The following is a 16,567-nucleotide window of genomic DNA, read 5'->3' as shown; positions in this document are numbered from 1 at the left end:
GGGCTTTATCAGCTGTGGTCAATCTTGATGGTTGGATCGGTGCCGGCCACCAGCGATTTGATCATATCGTTGTTCCAGGTCACCCCTTCAACGGTGATATGAACGTCGGCGTTGGCGGCGCCGCCAGTAGCGTTCAGCTGGCCTGTGGTGCTGATATCCAGCGTTGTATTGGCGCCGACGACAGTGGCTTTGAGGAAGTTCGTCAGGGTCGCATCCGTCTCCCCCTGCAGCAGATCGCGCAGGTCAAGCTTGTCGCCTTGTGCAGTACTGAAATCCTTGATCACGTCAGTGCCGAGACCAGTACCGGTAGTTGCAGTGGTATTGGTATCGCCCTTGAGCCAGACGAAGGTATCTGCGCCAGCGCCGCCGGTCAGTATGTCGTTGCCCTTGCCGCCAATCAGGATGTCGTTGCCCAAGCCGCCGCTGAGGTTATCGTTACCGCCTTGGCCGAACAGTATGTCGTCACCGCTATTACCGATCAGGGTGTCATTACCGTCGGCAGTGCTGTAAATGTTCGAGGCGTTGGCCAGCGTGCCGACCGCGTTTACGTGTTCGGCTACGTACTGATGGAGCGTACGATCATCGATATCTGCGACCGGTTTGGACAGCTGATCGGCAGCAAATGCTCGAAGTGCGTCGCTACCTTCGAGTTTGTTGTAGCTGATCAGGTCACCAAACAGGATGTCGTTGCCGGTACCACCGGTGACCGTGTCATCACCCGGTGCGGTGTAGTGGCTGGTGATCGCGTCGGAAAGTTTGCTCGTATCAATGGTTTGAACCGTGCCATCGGTATCGAAGTTTTTAAGCACGGTGGTGTTGATGTTGCTGCCCAGGGCGATGGCCTCCACCTGCATATTGCTCGCTGAGCCGATCAGTTGTGCGTAGGCGGCACTGCCTTCTGTCAGCGAAGTGTTCTGGCTCGCGGATATAGACGTACCCACGTCGTAGTTGCCGTTACCGTCGGCTACGACATAGCCCAGCGAAGTCTTGTTACCATTTGCGCTATACGAGTAAACCTGCCCAGTGCTGCTGACTACCTCGAACTGCTGGCCGTTGATTTGCGTAGTCACAGCGTGTGTCTGGCCAAGGACGTAGTTAGAGCCGTTCACGATGCTATCAAAGCTAACGTCTACACCATTCTTCTTTAACGTACTGCCCAGCGATGGGTTATCAACAGCGGTCGAGTAATAATTAGGTGCACCATCTGTGATGAAGTACGTCAAATTAGACGCACCGGTATTGCTGGTTGCATCAGTGCTCTTGAACCAGTTGGCAGCCGCCTTGAAGGCGTCTTCGTAGTTGGTACTATCGCTTTGGTTGGAGACCATGCCGTCCAGCACTTTCTGCAGCGCAGCCTTGGCGTCTGTTGCGTTGGAGAGGTTGACTGAGACTTCTGCTTCGACTTTGGTATCGAAGTCGATCAGAAGCACTTTCACAACGCCCGATTTATCGGCACCTGCGTTCTTGATCAGGGTGTCGAACACGCTCGATAGCTGGGACTTGATCGAGTTCATGGCTGTCGAACCGATACTGCCTGACGTATCGACCACGAACGCAATGTTGTAGTTCTTGCCCGCGGTGGTACCGCTCTTGTCGCCAACGATGATGCTGTTGACCGTTGCGCCGTCAACCACGGTGCTGTTCAGCGAATCGCCGCCGATACTGCCGACCTGATGATCGTACACCTGCGCAGCCACGGTAATGGTGCTCTTTGCGGTAACCGAATCAAGGCTGGCGGTACCCTCGCTATCCTTCACGGAGATGGTGATGTTGCGATCACCCGTGGTCGGGTATTGGCTGGTGCTGGAAAACTTGAACGATTCGATCAGGGTTTCGTAGGTGCTCAGCGTCGCGTCGCCAGAGAGGCTCAAGACAATTTTGCCACTGGCGTCAGTACCGACCTGACTTACCGTGATGCCCTGATAGGTTCCGCCTACAGACACCAGGCTTGAAGTGAGCTGATCGCCCGTGCTCGCATTACCCAGCATGATCGTCGCGCTCTGCAATTTGCTGCTATCGACGTCAGTCAGGGTCAAGTTGCCGGTGATTGCCGTACCACTTGCCGAGCGTTCGATATACGTCGCGCTGTAGTTGATCGAGCTGCTGCCGTCTGCACTGTTCAGATCCAGCACTGGCGCGTCGTTGACCAGAATCACATTCGGGATGTCGCTGTCATGGCCGGTTTTCTGGCCGTCGTTGACGGTCAGGTCGATGGCCGGCAATTTATTCCCGGCGTTGACGAACGCGGCGCCTGCAGCGGTCAGGATCACATCGGTACCCGAAATCACGTAGTAACCGGCGCTGTTGGTGGTGCCCGTGAAGTCGACCTTGAGGTTTGCAGTCAGGGTGTCTTCGTCGCTGATGGTGAACTTACCGGCAACGGTGCCGGTTGTGACCGCGTCTTCAGTCAGGCTGTTGGCAACCACGTCGATTACCGGCGCATCGTTGACCAGAATCACATTCGGGATGTCGCTGTCATGGCCGGTTTTCTGGCCGTCGCTGACGGTCAGATCAATGGCCGGCAATTTATTCCCGGCGTTGACGAACGCGGCGCCTGCAGCGGTCAGGATCACGTTGCTGCCAGCGATGGCGTAGTAACCGGCGCTGTTGGTGGTGCCGGTGAAGTCGACCTTGAGGTTTGCAGTCAGGGTGTCTTCGTCGCTGATGGTGAACTTACCGGCAACGGTGCCGGTTGTGACCGCGTCTTCAGTCAGGCTGTTGGCAACCACGTCGATTACCGGCGCATCGTTGACCAGAATCACATTCGGGATGTCGCTGTCATGGCCGGTTTTCTGGCCGTCGTTGACGGTCAGGTCGATGGCGGGCAGTTTATTCCCGGCGTTGACGAACGCGGCGCCTGCAGCGGTCAGGATCACATCGGTACCCGAAATCACGTAGTAACCGGCGCTGTTGGTGGTGCCCGTGAAGTCGACCTTGAGGTTTGCAGTCAGGGTGTCTTCGTCGCTGATGGTGAACTTACCGGCGACAGTACCGGTTGTGACCGCGTCTTCAGTCAGGCTGTTGGCAACCACGTCGATTACCGGCGCATCGTTGACCAGAATCACATTCGGGATGTCGCTGTCGTGGCCGGTTTTCTGGCCGTCGTTGACGGTCAGGTCGATAGCGGGGAGTTTATTCCCGGCGTTGACGAAGGCGGCGCCCGCTGCGGTCAGAACCACATTGGAGCCAGCGATGGCGTAGTAGCCAGCACTGTTGGTGGTGCCCGTGAAGCTGACCGTCAGGTTGGCGGTGTCTTCGTCGCTGATGGTGAACTTGCCGGCGACAGTACCGGTTGTGACCGCGTCTTCAGTCAGGCCGTTGGCAATCACGTCGATCACCGGTGCATCGTTGACCAGGGTCACGGCCGGGGTGTCGCTGTCATGGCCGGTTTTCTGGCCGTCGTTGACGGTCAGGTCGATGGCCGGGAGTTTATTCCCGGCGTTGACGAAGGCGGCGCCCGCTGCGGTCAGAACCACATTGGAGCCAGCGATGGCGTAGTAACCGGCGCTATTGGTGGTGCCCGTGAAGTCGACCTTGAGGTTTGCAGTCAGGGTGTCTTCGTCGCTGATGGTGAACTTACCGGCGACAGTGCCGGTTGTGACCGCATCTTCGGTCAGGCTGTTGGCAATCACGTCGATCACCGGTGCATCGTTGACCAGGGTCACGGCCGGAGTGTCGCTGTCATGGCCGGTTTTCTGGCCGTCGTTGACGGTCAGGTCGATGGCCGGGAGTTTATTCCCGGCGTTGACGAACGCGGCGCCTGCAGCGGTCAGGACCACATTGGAGCCAGCGATGGCGTAGTAGCCAGCACTGTTGGTGGTGCCCGTGAAGCTGACCGTCAGGTTGGCGGTGTCTTCGTCGCTGATGGTGAACTTGCCGGCGACAGTACCGGTTGTGACCGCGTCTTCAGTCAGGCTGTTGGCAACCACGTCGATTACCGGCGCATCGTTGACCAGGGTCACGGCCGGAGTGTCGCTGTCATGGCCGGTTTTCTGGCCGTCGTTGACGGTCAGGTCGATAGCGGGGAGTTTATTCCCGGCGTTGACGAAGGCGGCGCCCGCTGCGGTCAGAACCACATTGGAGCCAGCGATGGCGTAGTAGCCAGCACTGTTGGTGGTGCCCGTGAAGCTGACCGTCAGGTTGGCGGTGTCTTCGTCGCTGATGGTGAACTTGCCGGCGACAGTACCGGTTGTGACCGCGTCTTCAGTCAGGCCGTTGGCAATCACGTCGATCACCGGTGCATCGTTGACCAGGGTCACGGCCGGGGTGTCGCTGTCATGGCCGGTTTTCTGGCCGTCGTTGACGGTCAGGTCGATGGCCGGGAGTTTATTCCCGGCGTTGACGAAGGCGGCGCCCGCTGCGGTCAGAACCACATTGGAGCCAGCGATGGCGTAGTAACCGGCGCTATTGGTGGTGCCCGTGAAGTCGACCTTGAGGTTTGCAGTCAGGGTGTCTTCGTCGCTGATGGTGAACTTACCGGCGACAGTGCCGGTTGTGACCGCATCTTCGGTCAGGCTGTTGGCAATCACGTCGATTACCGGTGCATCGTTGACCAGGGTCACGGCCGGGGTGTCGCTGTCGTGGCCGGTTTTCTGGCCGTCGCTGACGGTCAGGTCGATGGCCGGGAGTTTATTCCCGGCGTTGACGAAGGCGGCGCCCGCTGCGGTCAGAACCACATTGGAGCCAGCGATGGCGTAGTAACCGGCGCTATTGGTGGTGCCCGTGAAGTCGACCTTGAGGTTTGCAGTCAGGGTGTCTTCGTCGCTGACTTTGAAGGTGCCGGCAACGGTGCCGGTTGTGACCGCGTCTTCGGTCAGGCTGTTGGCAATCACGTCGATCACCGGTGCATCGTTGACCAGGGTCACGGCCGGAGTGTCGCTGTCGTGGCCGGTTTTCTGGCCGTCGCTGACCGTCAGGTCGATGGCCGGGAGTTTATTCCCGGCGTTGACGAACGCTGCACCGGCAGCGGTCAGGATCACATCGGTACCCGAAATCACGTAGTAACCGGCGCTGTTGGTGGTGCCCGTGAAGTCGACCTTGAGGTTTGCAGTCAGGGTGTCTTCGTCGCTGACTTTGAAGGTGCCGGCAACGGTGCCGGTTGTGACCGCGTCTTCGGTCAGGCTGTTGGCAATCACGTCGATCACCGGTGCATCGTTGACCAGGGTCACGGCCGGGGTGTCGCTGTCGTGGCCGGTTTTCTGGCCGTCGCTGACGGTCAGGTCGATGGCCGGGAGTTTATTTCCTGCGTTGACGAACGCTGCACCGGCAGCGGTCAGGACCACATTGGAGCCAGCGATGGCGTAGTAACCGGCACTGTTGGTGGTGCCCGTGAAGTCGACCTTGAGGTTTGCAGTCAGGGTGTCTTCGTCGCTAACTTTGAAGGTGCCGGCAACGGTGCCGGTTGTGACCGCGTCTTCGGTCAGGCTGTTGGCAATCACGTCGATCACCGGTGCATCGTTGACCAGGGTCACGGCCGGGGTGTCGCTGTCGTGGCCGGTTTTCTGGCCGTCGCTGACGGTCAGGTCGATGGCCGGGAGTTTATTTCCTGCGTTGACGAACGCTGCACCGGCAGCGGTCAGGACCACATTGGAGCCAGCGATGGCGTAGTAACCGGCACTGTTGGTGGTGCCCGTGAAGTCGACCTTGAGGTTTGCAGTCAGGGTGTCTTCGTCGCTGACTTTGAAGGTGCCGGCAACGGTGCCGGTTGTGACCGCGTCTTCGGTCAGGCTGTTGGCAATCACGTCGATCACCGGTGCATCGTTGACCAAGGTCACGGTCGGGGTGGCGCTGTCGTGGCCGGCTTTCTGACCGTCGCTGACCGTCAGGTCGATGGCGGGCAGCTTGTTCCCGGCATTGACGAAGGCTGCACCCTTAGCGGTCAGGAGCACATCGGTGCCAGCAATGGTGTAGTAGCCAGCGTTGTTGGTATTAGTGGTGAAATTGACGGTGAGGTCCTTGGTGGCAGTCTCTTCGTCGCTGATGGTGAATTTACCGGCGACGGTTCCTGCAGCCACGCTGTCTTCGGTCAGGCTATTGGCCGTCACGTCGATCACCGGGGCATCATTGACCAGGGTCACGGTCGGGGTGGCGCTGTCATGCCCGGTTTTCTGGCCGTCGCTGACGGTCAGGTCGATGGCGGGCAGTTTATTCCCTGCGTTGACGAACGCGGCGCCCGCGGCGGTCAGGATCACATTGCTGCCCGAAACGGCGTAGTAACCGGCGCTGTTGGAGGTGCCAGTGAAGCTGACGGTAAGGTCTTTGGTTGCGGTGTCTTCGTCGCTGATAGTGAATTTACCGGCGACGGTTCCTGCAGCCACGCTGTTTTCGGTCAGGCTGTTGGCCGTCACGTCGATCACTGGCGCATCGTTGACCAGGGTCACGGTCGGGGTGGCGCTGTCATGGCCGGTTTTGTCACCGTCGCTGACGGTCAGGTCGATGGCCGGCAGCTTGTTGCCGGCATTGACGAAGGCGGCACCCTTAGCGGTCAGGAGCACATCGGTGCCAGCAATGGTGTAGTAGCCGGCGTTGTTGGTGTTCCCGGTGAAGCTGACTTTGAGATCGGCGGTGGCCGTCTCTATATCGCTGATGGTGAACTTGCCGGCGACGGTACCCGCAGAGGTATTGTCTTCAGTCAGGTTGTTGGCAACCACGTCGATAATTGGCGCGTCATTGACTGCAATGACCTTGACCGGGATCGTTATCGTCTCGCTGACAGGGGCTGCTGTACCGTCTTGTGCGGTGGCGGTAACGGTCAGCGGCATGAGGCCGTTTGCGTTCGCCGGTGGAGTGAACATCAGCGTGCTCAGTTTCCAGTCCGTGATATCCAGAACCGTGTTGCCTACGGTAGAGGTGAACGTGTGTGCTCCGGTACCGTCAGTGATTGTCGAACCCACGGGCAAGTTGCTTATTTGCAGCTTGAACGATTCCGAGTGATCGATATCGGTCGCATAAGCCTCAATGGTCGACAGCAGAATGGCGTGGTCTTCCAGGCCTGTGTTCAGCGTCTCCGTAACGGAAATGTTGTCCAGTACGCCGCCGACGGAATTACTGTCTGCCGCGCGGAATTCGAGCTTGGCTGCGCCATCGGTCGTAACCGGTATCTCGAAGGTGTAGGTCTTCATGCCCGCTTCAGAGGCGTTCAGCGTACCGATCTGGGTAGTGCCCCAGAACACATTGATCAGCGAGTTATCCAGCGCCCCGTCGCGCGGTGAATAGTCGACCGATACGGTGTAGGTTGCACCGGCTCGTGCCTCAACAGTGGTGTAGAGGTTGGAGGGATCACCAGTATTGCGCTCCAGTTCGACGACCAGGTTATCCGTACCTGCGCCGTAAACAGTGCCTTTGCCAATTTCGACCGTGCCGCCACTGTTGTCTGTATGCCAGGCCGCGCCCAGCTTCCCGTCGTCGAAGTTGATCGTTGTCACGGTGCTGTTGGCGGTCAATGCGAGATGCGGGGTGTCCGTCACCGGTGCGACCACAATGCTGCCGGTGGCAATCGTTGCGCTCGACATGCCCTGATTATCGATCGAGGTAAAAGTGAAGTTGGTGCTGCCACTCCAGTCCTGCGTCGGCATGAAGTAAACCGCAGCTTTGCCATCAACCGTGGCGTCGACCATATCCCCGGCGCTTAGCTCGTGGGTCATGGCGGCATCGCTGTACAACTTGCCATTGCTCGGCAAGCTATCAAGCTTGAAGTGGGCGACGTTGCCGTCCACATCGCTGCCGCTCAAGTTCACTGTGACGAGATGGTCTTCGTTATTGTTGTCTGTGGCATTGACGACGATCGGGGCATCGTTGACCGGTACCACCGCGATGGTGGTGTTGACCAGGATCGAGCTGTCGGTGCCGTCGGTCACGCTGATGGTGAGCTCGCGCGGCAGCGCGCTTGGGTCCTGGCTGTCGTTGCTGAAGGTGATCTGCTTGATGTAATCAGCGTATTCGGCGGCGGTAGCGGTGCCGGTCAGGGTCAGTACCAACACACCGTTAACGGTGGTTTGCACGGCACTGATCGTGCTGCTTTCCGGGGCCAGGAACGTATCGCCCGACTGCGGGTTGCTCAGCTTGACAGTCGCACCGGCCAACGTCTGGTTGTCGACATCGGTAATAGTCAGGTCGCTGCTGACAATTTTCGCGCCGATGGCGTCGCCTTCAGTGAACTGGCTGTTAAAGGTGACATCGCCGTTCTGATGAACAACTGGCGCATCGTTGACCGGGGCCACGTTGATAGTGAGGGTTTCAACGGTCGGCGCTTTGTCACCGGTGCTTTCAGTCGAGGTCGATGTAACCGTCAGAGTAATCGGGCCATTGAAATTTGCTGGCGGAGTAATGGTCAGCTTACTCAGGTCCCAGGTGCTGACGTCGACAGAAGTGGCTTCGCCGCTGAAGTGAACGCCATCGCTCAGTACCGCACCGATTGGAATGTCACTGATCACGGTGCTCAGGGTTTCCGAACCGTCGGTGTCGACCAGCGCCGGGTTGATGGTCAGGCTAATGGCCGTGTCTTCATCACCAGCCGCCGGAGCGACTTCCAGCGAGGGTGCATCGGCCACGGCCGTCACGTTGATGGTGACAGTGGCTGCGGTACCCAGCAGGGTAGTGCCGTCACTCGGCTGGAAGCCGATGCTTGCGTAATCGCTGCCCGAAGCATTGGCGACCGGCACGAAGGTCAGCTTGCCGCTCTCGATGTCGGCTTTGCTGATGACCAGGTTGTCGAGCGACGTGATGTCCACGCCGTTCAGCTGCAAGGTGCCGTGGGTAGGCAACTGCGTCAGAACGATACCCAGGCGGGTGGCCGCGGAGTCGACATCACTGACACCGAAGTCAGACCAGTTCAGGGTTTTCGTGGTGTCTTCAGTGCCGGTAACGGCGCCGCCAGTGGCTTCGGGTGCGTCGTTGACGGCAGTAAAGTTCAGCGGTGTGGTGGCGACGTTCGAGTCCAGTTTACCGTCGTTGACGACCACGGAAATCTCGCGTGGCAATACGCCCGGATCCTGACTGGTGTTGCTGTACGTGATCGACTGGATCAGCGCCTGGTATTCAGCCTTCGTGGCTTCACCCGACAAGGTCAGGACGATGTTGCCGCCTTCCTCGGTGGTGGTCACGGTGATCTTGGCGTTTGGACTGCCGACGGTCAGGGTGTCAGTGTCTTGAGCGCCGGTCAGGGTGACCGTACCGCTTTGCAGGGTGTCGTTGTCGACGTCGCTAAGGCTGAGGTTGCCAGCCACTGCCACGTTGTCCTGGCCTTCGGTGAAGGCAGGCGCCACTTCCGCAAGCACGACGACTGGTGCGTCGTTGACCGGCGTCACAGCGATCACGGTGCTACTGGCGACCGAGTCGTGCTGGCCGTCGTTAACAGTGATGGTGATGGTGCGGTCGATGGCGCTCGGGTTTTCGCTGCTGTTGCTGAAGGTGATCGACTGGATCACCGCCTGATAATCGGCCGGAGTAGCGGCGCCCTTCAGGGTCAGAACCAACTCACCATTTGGGGTGGTCGTGGTGACTACAGTGATCGCCGGGTTATTGCTGCCCACTACCAGGGTGTCGTCGGCCTGAGCATTGGTCAGGGTAACTGTCGCGCCTTGCAACTGGGGACTGTCGACATCAGTGATGCTTAGTTTGCCGACAATGCTTACGCCGGTGTCGCCTTCGGTGAAGGCGGTTTTATAGTTGGAGCCCTCGGACGCGGTATCCAGGACAACCACAGGCAATGCATCGTTATCGATGATTGAGGTGGTAACGCTGCCATTGGTCTCGCTGATGACCAGTTGTTCGAAGTTGCCGCCGGTGACCGAGTTGATTTTGACGGTGAAATTTTCGGTGGTTTCGGTGAGCGTGTCGTTGATCGTACGAATATCAAACGTGACGCTGCTGGCGTTGGCTGGCACTTTGATGCTGGCTACGCCAGTGAAGTCGCTGCCGTCAGCTGCGGTGCCGCTGTACGTCAGGTTCACGGTGACTTCGGTTTGCGTCGGATGGGTCAGGCTGATGGTATAGCTGGCGGTTTCGCCTTCGGTCACCGACGTGTTGCCGCTGATGCTCGCCACGGTAGTGTCAGGCGAGTCAGTGACGGTCACGACCGCTGGCGCAGGGTTGGGTACCAGGCTCTCGAAGTTGCCGCCAGTGGCGCCAGTGATCGTGGTACTGAGGGTGGTATTGGTGTTGTAGACATCATTCGCCGGGGCCGGAACATTGATGCTGCCGGTGGATTGGCCCGCTTCGATGGTAATGGTCGAGCCGTCCGACAGAGTCACGGTCACCGGGGTCTGCGCCGGGTTGGTCAGCGTCGCGGTGTAAGTGATCGACGTGCCTTCGGTGGCAGTATTGCTGCCCGCCGTCAGGGTTACCGTCGTGGTATCGATGGTGTCGGTGATCTGCGTTACCGCAGGCGTCGGGTCGATGGTCAGTACCAGGCCTCCGCCGCCGGTGGTGCCGGTCACTGTGGTCGATATCTGGCTTGGATCTGTGTAAGGCGTGTTGTGGTCCTGGATCTGGAGGGAGCTGCTGCCCGTGGTCTGGCCGCCAGCGATCACGATGGTCTGGCCATTGGACAAGGTAATGGTCAGGTCGGTCAGCGGCGCCTGGGTTACGGTCGCGGTGTACACCAGCGTACCGCCAGCCTCCGTCAAGGTCTGGGTAGCGGTCACGGTCAAGGTCGAGGCGCGCAGAGGCGTACTGGTGTCCAAGGCGGCAGCGGTCTGGGTGGTCGACAGGGTAGAAAGGCCAATGCCTGCAGTGGGGAACCCGATCGTAGGGGCGACCACGCCTGCCGTGGCATCCAGCACGACAAAACTGTGGCCGCCTCCGGCAACACCGCCAACGCCTGCGGCGGCTGGGCCGGCTGCGGTCGCTTCGAGGTCTTGCGTCGGGTCAGCCCCGGCGGCGATGGCCTGCTGCAACTCTGCAACCGAAGGCGCGGCTTGCGCGGTAGCCTCCGCCAGGTTGGTGGCGGAGTCCGGTGCATCGGCACTCCACTGCGTGTCACGGCCCAGATCAATGCTGCGGCCGTCCGCGAGTTCAAGCGTCACGGCACCTTCAGGGCCTGTCAGCGCTTGTTCCCCGGCAAACAGCCGATCCCCTTCAATGAGTACACGACGAATCCCTTCAGGGGAAACTGCGATTACTTGGCCAACAATGCTTTTGACGATGGCAACAACACTGCTCATGTGGGGACTCTCCGGGTTTACCGTCAGTGGGTATCCATTATGCCGACCGGCTTTTATATGCCGCTTCGTAACGTGGAGTACTTAAGTGTTCAATTAGGTTCAACAACGTTCGATGTATATTTGGCGTCAAGTTATTAGCGCGTATATTTATATACTGCTTCGTAACATGCAGCGCTCAAGTGTTCAATTATGTTCAACAGTAGTCATCGTATATTTGGCGTCAAATTATCATCGTTAACTGTTTCAAAAATTAACTTTCTGCCAAACTATTGACCTATTCAGCGCCATCCTAAACAATCCGCTCCGTAATGTCACATTGATATTTAAATGGCAGCGCGGCTTTCTGTTGTGTGATCCAGTTCCCATTCAGAACATTCCGACAACGGTCCATTTGATTGCCATTTTTCCGATGCAGCGGTCGGTTTTTGCTGTGTTTTGAAACCAGAAAGTCCTCGGGATATAACCTACATGCGTGCGTACTTCTTTAAGGCTCTTCCTTTCGCTCTGACCGCCAGTTTCGTCCAAGCACAAAGTCTGCCAGAGGCCATGCAGAAGGCCCTGGACGTGCACCCGGAAGTCCAGGCTGGAGTTAACAGTCGCATTGCCGCGGACTACAATTTGCGGGCTGCAAAGGGTGGCTATCTGCCGCGTGTAGACGTATTGGCCGGTTACGGACGCGAAGGTTCTGACACGCCGAGCTCACGTGTTACCACTAACGGCTGGGACACCATGAACCGAGGCGAGTCCAGCGTACGTTTGCAACAGATGCTGTTTGATGGCTTTGCCACCAGCAGTGAAGTAGGTCGTCAACAGGCCACTGTCAACTCTCGTGCCTATTCGCTGTTGAACACTTCCGAGCGTACAGCGCTGACCGTTGCACAAGTTTACCTGGACGTTCTAACCCGCCGCGAGATGGTGCGTCTGGCTGAAGAAAACTTGAAAAGCCACGAGCGGATCTTTGATCAGATCAGATTGCGTACAACCCGTGGCGTCGGAAGAATGGCGGACATGGACCAGGCCGAGGCGCGACTGGCTCAGGCACGAAACAACTTGCTGACTGAGCAGGCCAACTTGGCCGATGCCCAGACCAACTACCTCAGCGCCGTCGGCGAATTGCCCGATCAGTTGAGCCCGCCACAAGGTTTTATCGCCTTGATGCCGGCAAATTTGAACGAAGCGCGCCAGCAGATGATCGAGAACAGCCCTGTTCTGCGCTCTGCTGAGTCAGACATTGCCGCCGCCGAGAAGCAATATCAGGCCGCGAAGTCGAGTTTCTACCCACGTTTCGATGCGGAGCTTGGCCGCACTGCCGACAACAACATCGGCGGCGAACAAGGCCATAACAACAGCTGGGAAGCGATGGTACGCATGCGGTTCAACCTGTATTCGGGTGGTAGCAACAAAGCTGAGCTTGAATCCAAGTCCTACCAGGCCAACCAGGCGCTGGACATCCGCAACAACGCACTGCGCCAGTTGAATGAAGAAGTCGGCCTGGCCTGGAACGCCTACAACAACGCCAACGCGCAATTGCCGATTGCCCAGCAATACGTTGACCGCAGCAACAGTGTGCGTACTGCCTACCAGCAACAGTTCAGTTTGGGTGAGCGCACCCTGCTTGACTTGCTCGACAGCGAGAACGAATTGTTCACCGCTCAGCAGCGTTTGGTGCAAATCAAGAACCAGCAGCTTTACACTCAGTACCGCATCAAGGCCGACATGGGTCAGTTGCTTAAAAGTCAGGGTGTCGTAGCGCCGATGGCATCCGTTGTGCAAAACGATATGAAACCGTCAGTAAACCTGCCAGGCATGAACTGATTCTTGACTGAGTCAGGTCATTCAATTGCTTAAAAGAGAGTGTCAGCGTGGATTCGGAATTAAGTGCAGTTCAACTCAGCCATGATCCTCGCAGCCAGCATGATGACCCGTTGCTGGACGGCCTGCTGACACTTTGCTCTCTGCACCACAAGCCCGCCAGCCGGGCGATGTTGACCACCGGCCTGCCGTTGCCGTCGCAGCGGTTGAGTGCCGACCTGCTGCCCCGTGCAGCGGCGCGAGCCGGTTTGCAGGGGCGTCTGCTGCAGCGTCGTCTGGAGCAGATTCCTTCCATTGCCTTGCCCGCCATGTTGTTGCTCAAGGACGCGCGTTGCGCGGTCTTGTTGGGCTGGGAGGGCGATACTGCGCGCCTGCTGCTGAGCGAAAGCGACGGCGGCGAGGTACGCGTCGGCCGTGATGTGCTGACTGAGGATTACAGCGGCCGGGTGTTCTTTGCCCAACCGCAGCATAAATTCGACGTCACCAAGGGATCGCTCATTCCTCGGGCGCGCTCCTGGTTTCGCGACACACTCAAACGTTCGCGCTGGCTGTATGCCGACGCGATTGCCGCCAGCCTGGTGATCAACTTGATCGCGTTGGCCGCGCCGCTGTTCGTGATGAACGTCTACGACCGCGTCGTGCCCAATCAGGCAACCACGACCTTGTGGGTGCTGGCCGCCGGTATCTGCGGCGCCTACCTGTTCGACTTATTACTCAAGGGGCTGCGCAGCTTGTGCCTGGACCTGGCAGGCAAGAAGACTGACCTGATCATTTCGGCGACGCTGTTCGAGCGCATTGTCGGCATGTCCATGAAGTTTCGTCCTGCCCGGGTGGGCAGCTTTGCTCAGAACATTCACGAGTTTCAGGGCATGCGTGACTTCCTGACCTCGCTGACCCTGACCAGCCTGATCGACCTGCCGTTCACCCTGATCATTCTGCTGGTCATCGCGCTGCTGGGCGGAAACCTTGTGTGGATCCCCATCGTCGCGTTTCCGCTGGCGCTGGGTATCGGTCACTTTTTGCAGAAACCGTTAACGGCAACCCTGGAACGCACCATGGCGCTGGGTGCCGAGCGCCAGTCGAGCCTGATCGAGACCCTGGCCGGTCTGGATGCGGTAAAGGTCAACAACGCCGAAAGCGAGCGCCAGTATCAGTGGGAGCAAACCATTGGCACCCTCAGTCGCCTTGAGCTGCGGGTCAAGGTTCTGTCGGGTCTGGCCATGAACATCACCTTGTTGATCCAGCAACTTGCTGGCGTAGCGATGATCATTTTCGGTGTTTACCAGATCATTGACGGCCACCTCAGCATGGGCGGGCTGGTGGCCTGCTACATGCTCAGTGGCCGTGCACTGGGGCCGTTGGCGCAGCTGTCGGGGTTGTTGACCCGCTATCAGCAGGCCAAGGTCACCATGGTTTCCGTGGATCAGATGATGGAGCTGCCGCAAGAGCGCAATTTCGACGAGCGCCCGTTCAGCCGTCAGGTCTTGCAGGGTGCGATGGAGTTTCGCAACCTGAACTTCACGTATCCCAACCAGCAGACTCTCGCCTTGCAGGGCATCAACCTGGTGGTTCGCCCCGGCGAAAAAATCGGCATCATTGGCCGTAGCGGCTCCGGCAAAAGCTCACTGGCAAAATTGCTGGTCGGGTTGTACCAGCCGGACTCTGGCGCCTTGATGGTAGACGGCGTCGACATTCGCCAGATCGACGTGAGTGAGCTGCGCCACAACATTGGTTATGTGGCGCAGGACATTCAGTTGTTGGCAGGTACCTTGCGCGACAATCTGGTGTCGGGCGCTCGCTACGTTGACGACGAAACGGTGCTGCAAGCAGCAGAACTGGCCGGCGTGCATGAGTTCGCCCGGCTGCACCCGCAAGGCTATGAACTTCAAGTCGGCGAGCGCGGGCAGAACCTTTCCGGTGGCCAGCGGCAGAACGTCGCGCTGGCTCGCGCATTGTTGCTCAACCCTCCGATCCTATTGCTGGACGAACCGACCAGCGCCATGGACAACACTGGCGAGGAGCGCTTGAAACAGCGCCTGCAAGCCGTCATCGAGAACAAGACCGTGATTCTTGTCACACACCGCGCCTCACTGCTCAGCCTGGTTGATCGCCTGCTGGTAATCGACCGTGGCCAGATTCTCGCCGACGGTCCTAAAGCCGCCGTCATGGAAGCGTTGAAGAAGGGGCAGATCAGTGTTGCTTAAGTCCGGTCCAGGTCGCTTCAAAGATGCAATTTTTGGTTACTTCAAGGGTTCTGCCTCCCTCGAGGGGCAGCCGATGCCAGAGGTCGAAAAGGCCCTGATCGACGATGCCCCGCGCATCGTCCGGCTGACCATTTGGGGGATCATCGCGTTTTTTGTCTTTCTTCTTCTATGGGCGCACTTCGCGATCATTGATGAAGTGACCAAGGGCGAAGGCAAGGCGATTCCATCCTCCAAGATCCAGAAAATCCAGAACCTTGAAGGCGGTATCGTCGCTCAAATCTATGTTCACGAAGGCCAGATCGTCGAAGCCGGCGCGCCGTTGGTGCGTCTGGACGACACACGCTTTGCCTCTAACGTGGGCGAGACCGAGGCTGATCGGGTGTCGATGGAGCTGCGGGTCGAGCGCTTGAGCGCGGTCGTGGATGACCGACCGTTGAACATCACCCCTGCGGCGCGCAAAGCAGTGCCTAATCAGGCGGCCAACGAAGAGTCGCTGTACATGAGCCGTCGTCAGCAACTGGCTGACGAGGTAGGTGGTCTGCAGCAGCAACTCATCCAGCGCCAGCAAGAGTTGCGCGAGTTCAGTTCCAAGCAGGAGCAGTACCGCAACAGCCTGAGTCTGCTGCGTCAAGAGATCGGCATGTCCGAACCGTTGGTCAAGCAGGGCGCTGTTTCGCCTGTGGAAGTCTTGCGCCTAAAGCGCTCGGAAGTGGAAACCCGTGGCCAGCTCGATGGCACCACGTTGGCTATCCCTCGGGCACAGGCGGCGATCAATGAGGTGCAGCGGAAAATCGACGAGACCCGTGGCAGGTTCCGTAGCGAAGCGTTGACCCAACTGAACGAGGCCCGCACCGACCTGAGCAAGGCCCAGTCCACCGCTAAAGGCCTGGAAGACCGGGTCAACCGCACCATGGTGACCTCGCCGGTGCGTGGCATCGTCAAGCAAATGTTGGTCAATACCGTGGGCGGCGTCATTCAGCCAGGCAGCGATCTGGCCGAGATCGTTCCGCTGGACGACACCCTACTGGTTGAAGCGCGCATTCGCCCGCAAGACATCGCTTTCCTGCACCCGGGCCAAGAGGCAATGATCAAATTCACGGCCTATGACTACACCATTTACGGCGGGATGAAAGGCAAGCTTGAGCAGATCGGCGCCGACACCATTCAGGATGAAGAGAAGAAGAACACCTTCTATGTCATCAAGCTGCGCACCGACCGCAGTCACCTGGGGACCGATGAGCACCCGCTGCTCATCATCCCTGGCATGGTTGCTTCGGTCGACATCATCACCGGCAAGAAAAGCATCCTCAGCTACCTGCTAAAACCCGTGCTTAAAGCACGCGCTGAAGCAATGCACGAGCGGTAGCGGTGAGTCAGTCACCTACAAGA

The 16,567-nt window shown here is 58.6% G+C and carries 4 protein-coding genes; 3 read left to right on the top strand and 1 reads right to left on the bottom strand.

From position 1 onward, the window contains the following. Positions 1-8: 8 nt before the first annotated feature. Complete coding sequence (locus AC1MEA_RS06705) at positions 9-11,162, bottom strand: retention module-containing protein (RefSeq protein WP_480917175.1); 11,154 nt, start codon at positions 11,160-11,162, stop codon at positions 9-11. A 468-nt stretch (positions 11,163-11,630) separates the two neighbouring features. Here AC1MEA_RS06705 and AC1MEA_RS06700 point away from each other — a divergent pair, with 468 nt between their 5' ends. Genes AC1MEA_RS06700 through AC1MEA_RS06690 form a run of 3 tightly spaced genes read left to right on the top strand, consistent with a single transcriptional unit; the run spans position 11,631 to position 16,544 of the window. Further along, positions 11,631-12,977, top strand: a complete 1,347-nt coding sequence (locus AC1MEA_RS06700; protein ID WP_449635498.1) for a TolC family outer membrane protein — start codon at positions 11,631-11,633, stop codon at positions 12,975-12,977. A gap of 47 nt (positions 12,978-13,024) precedes the next feature. Further along, positions 13,025-15,178, top strand: coding sequence for a type I secretion system permease/ATPase (locus AC1MEA_RS06695; RefSeq protein ID WP_480917174.1), 2,154 nt, complete (start codon positions 13,025-13,027; stop codon positions 15,176-15,178). Next, a complete protein-coding gene (locus AC1MEA_RS06690) occupies positions 15,168-16,544 on the top strand; it encodes an HlyD family type I secretion periplasmic adaptor subunit (protein ID WP_480917173.1) in 1,377 nt (458 codons plus the stop codon). Before AC1MEA_RS06695 ends, AC1MEA_RS06690 begins: the two co-directional genes overlap by 11 nt. Positions 16,545-16,567: the final 23 nt, after the last annotated feature.

It is taken from the genome of Pseudomonas sp. ASL8 (assembly GCF_056680355.1).
The sequence above is the reverse complement of the archived record's forward strand: the minus strand, read 5'-3'. Positions and strand labels throughout refer to the sequence as shown.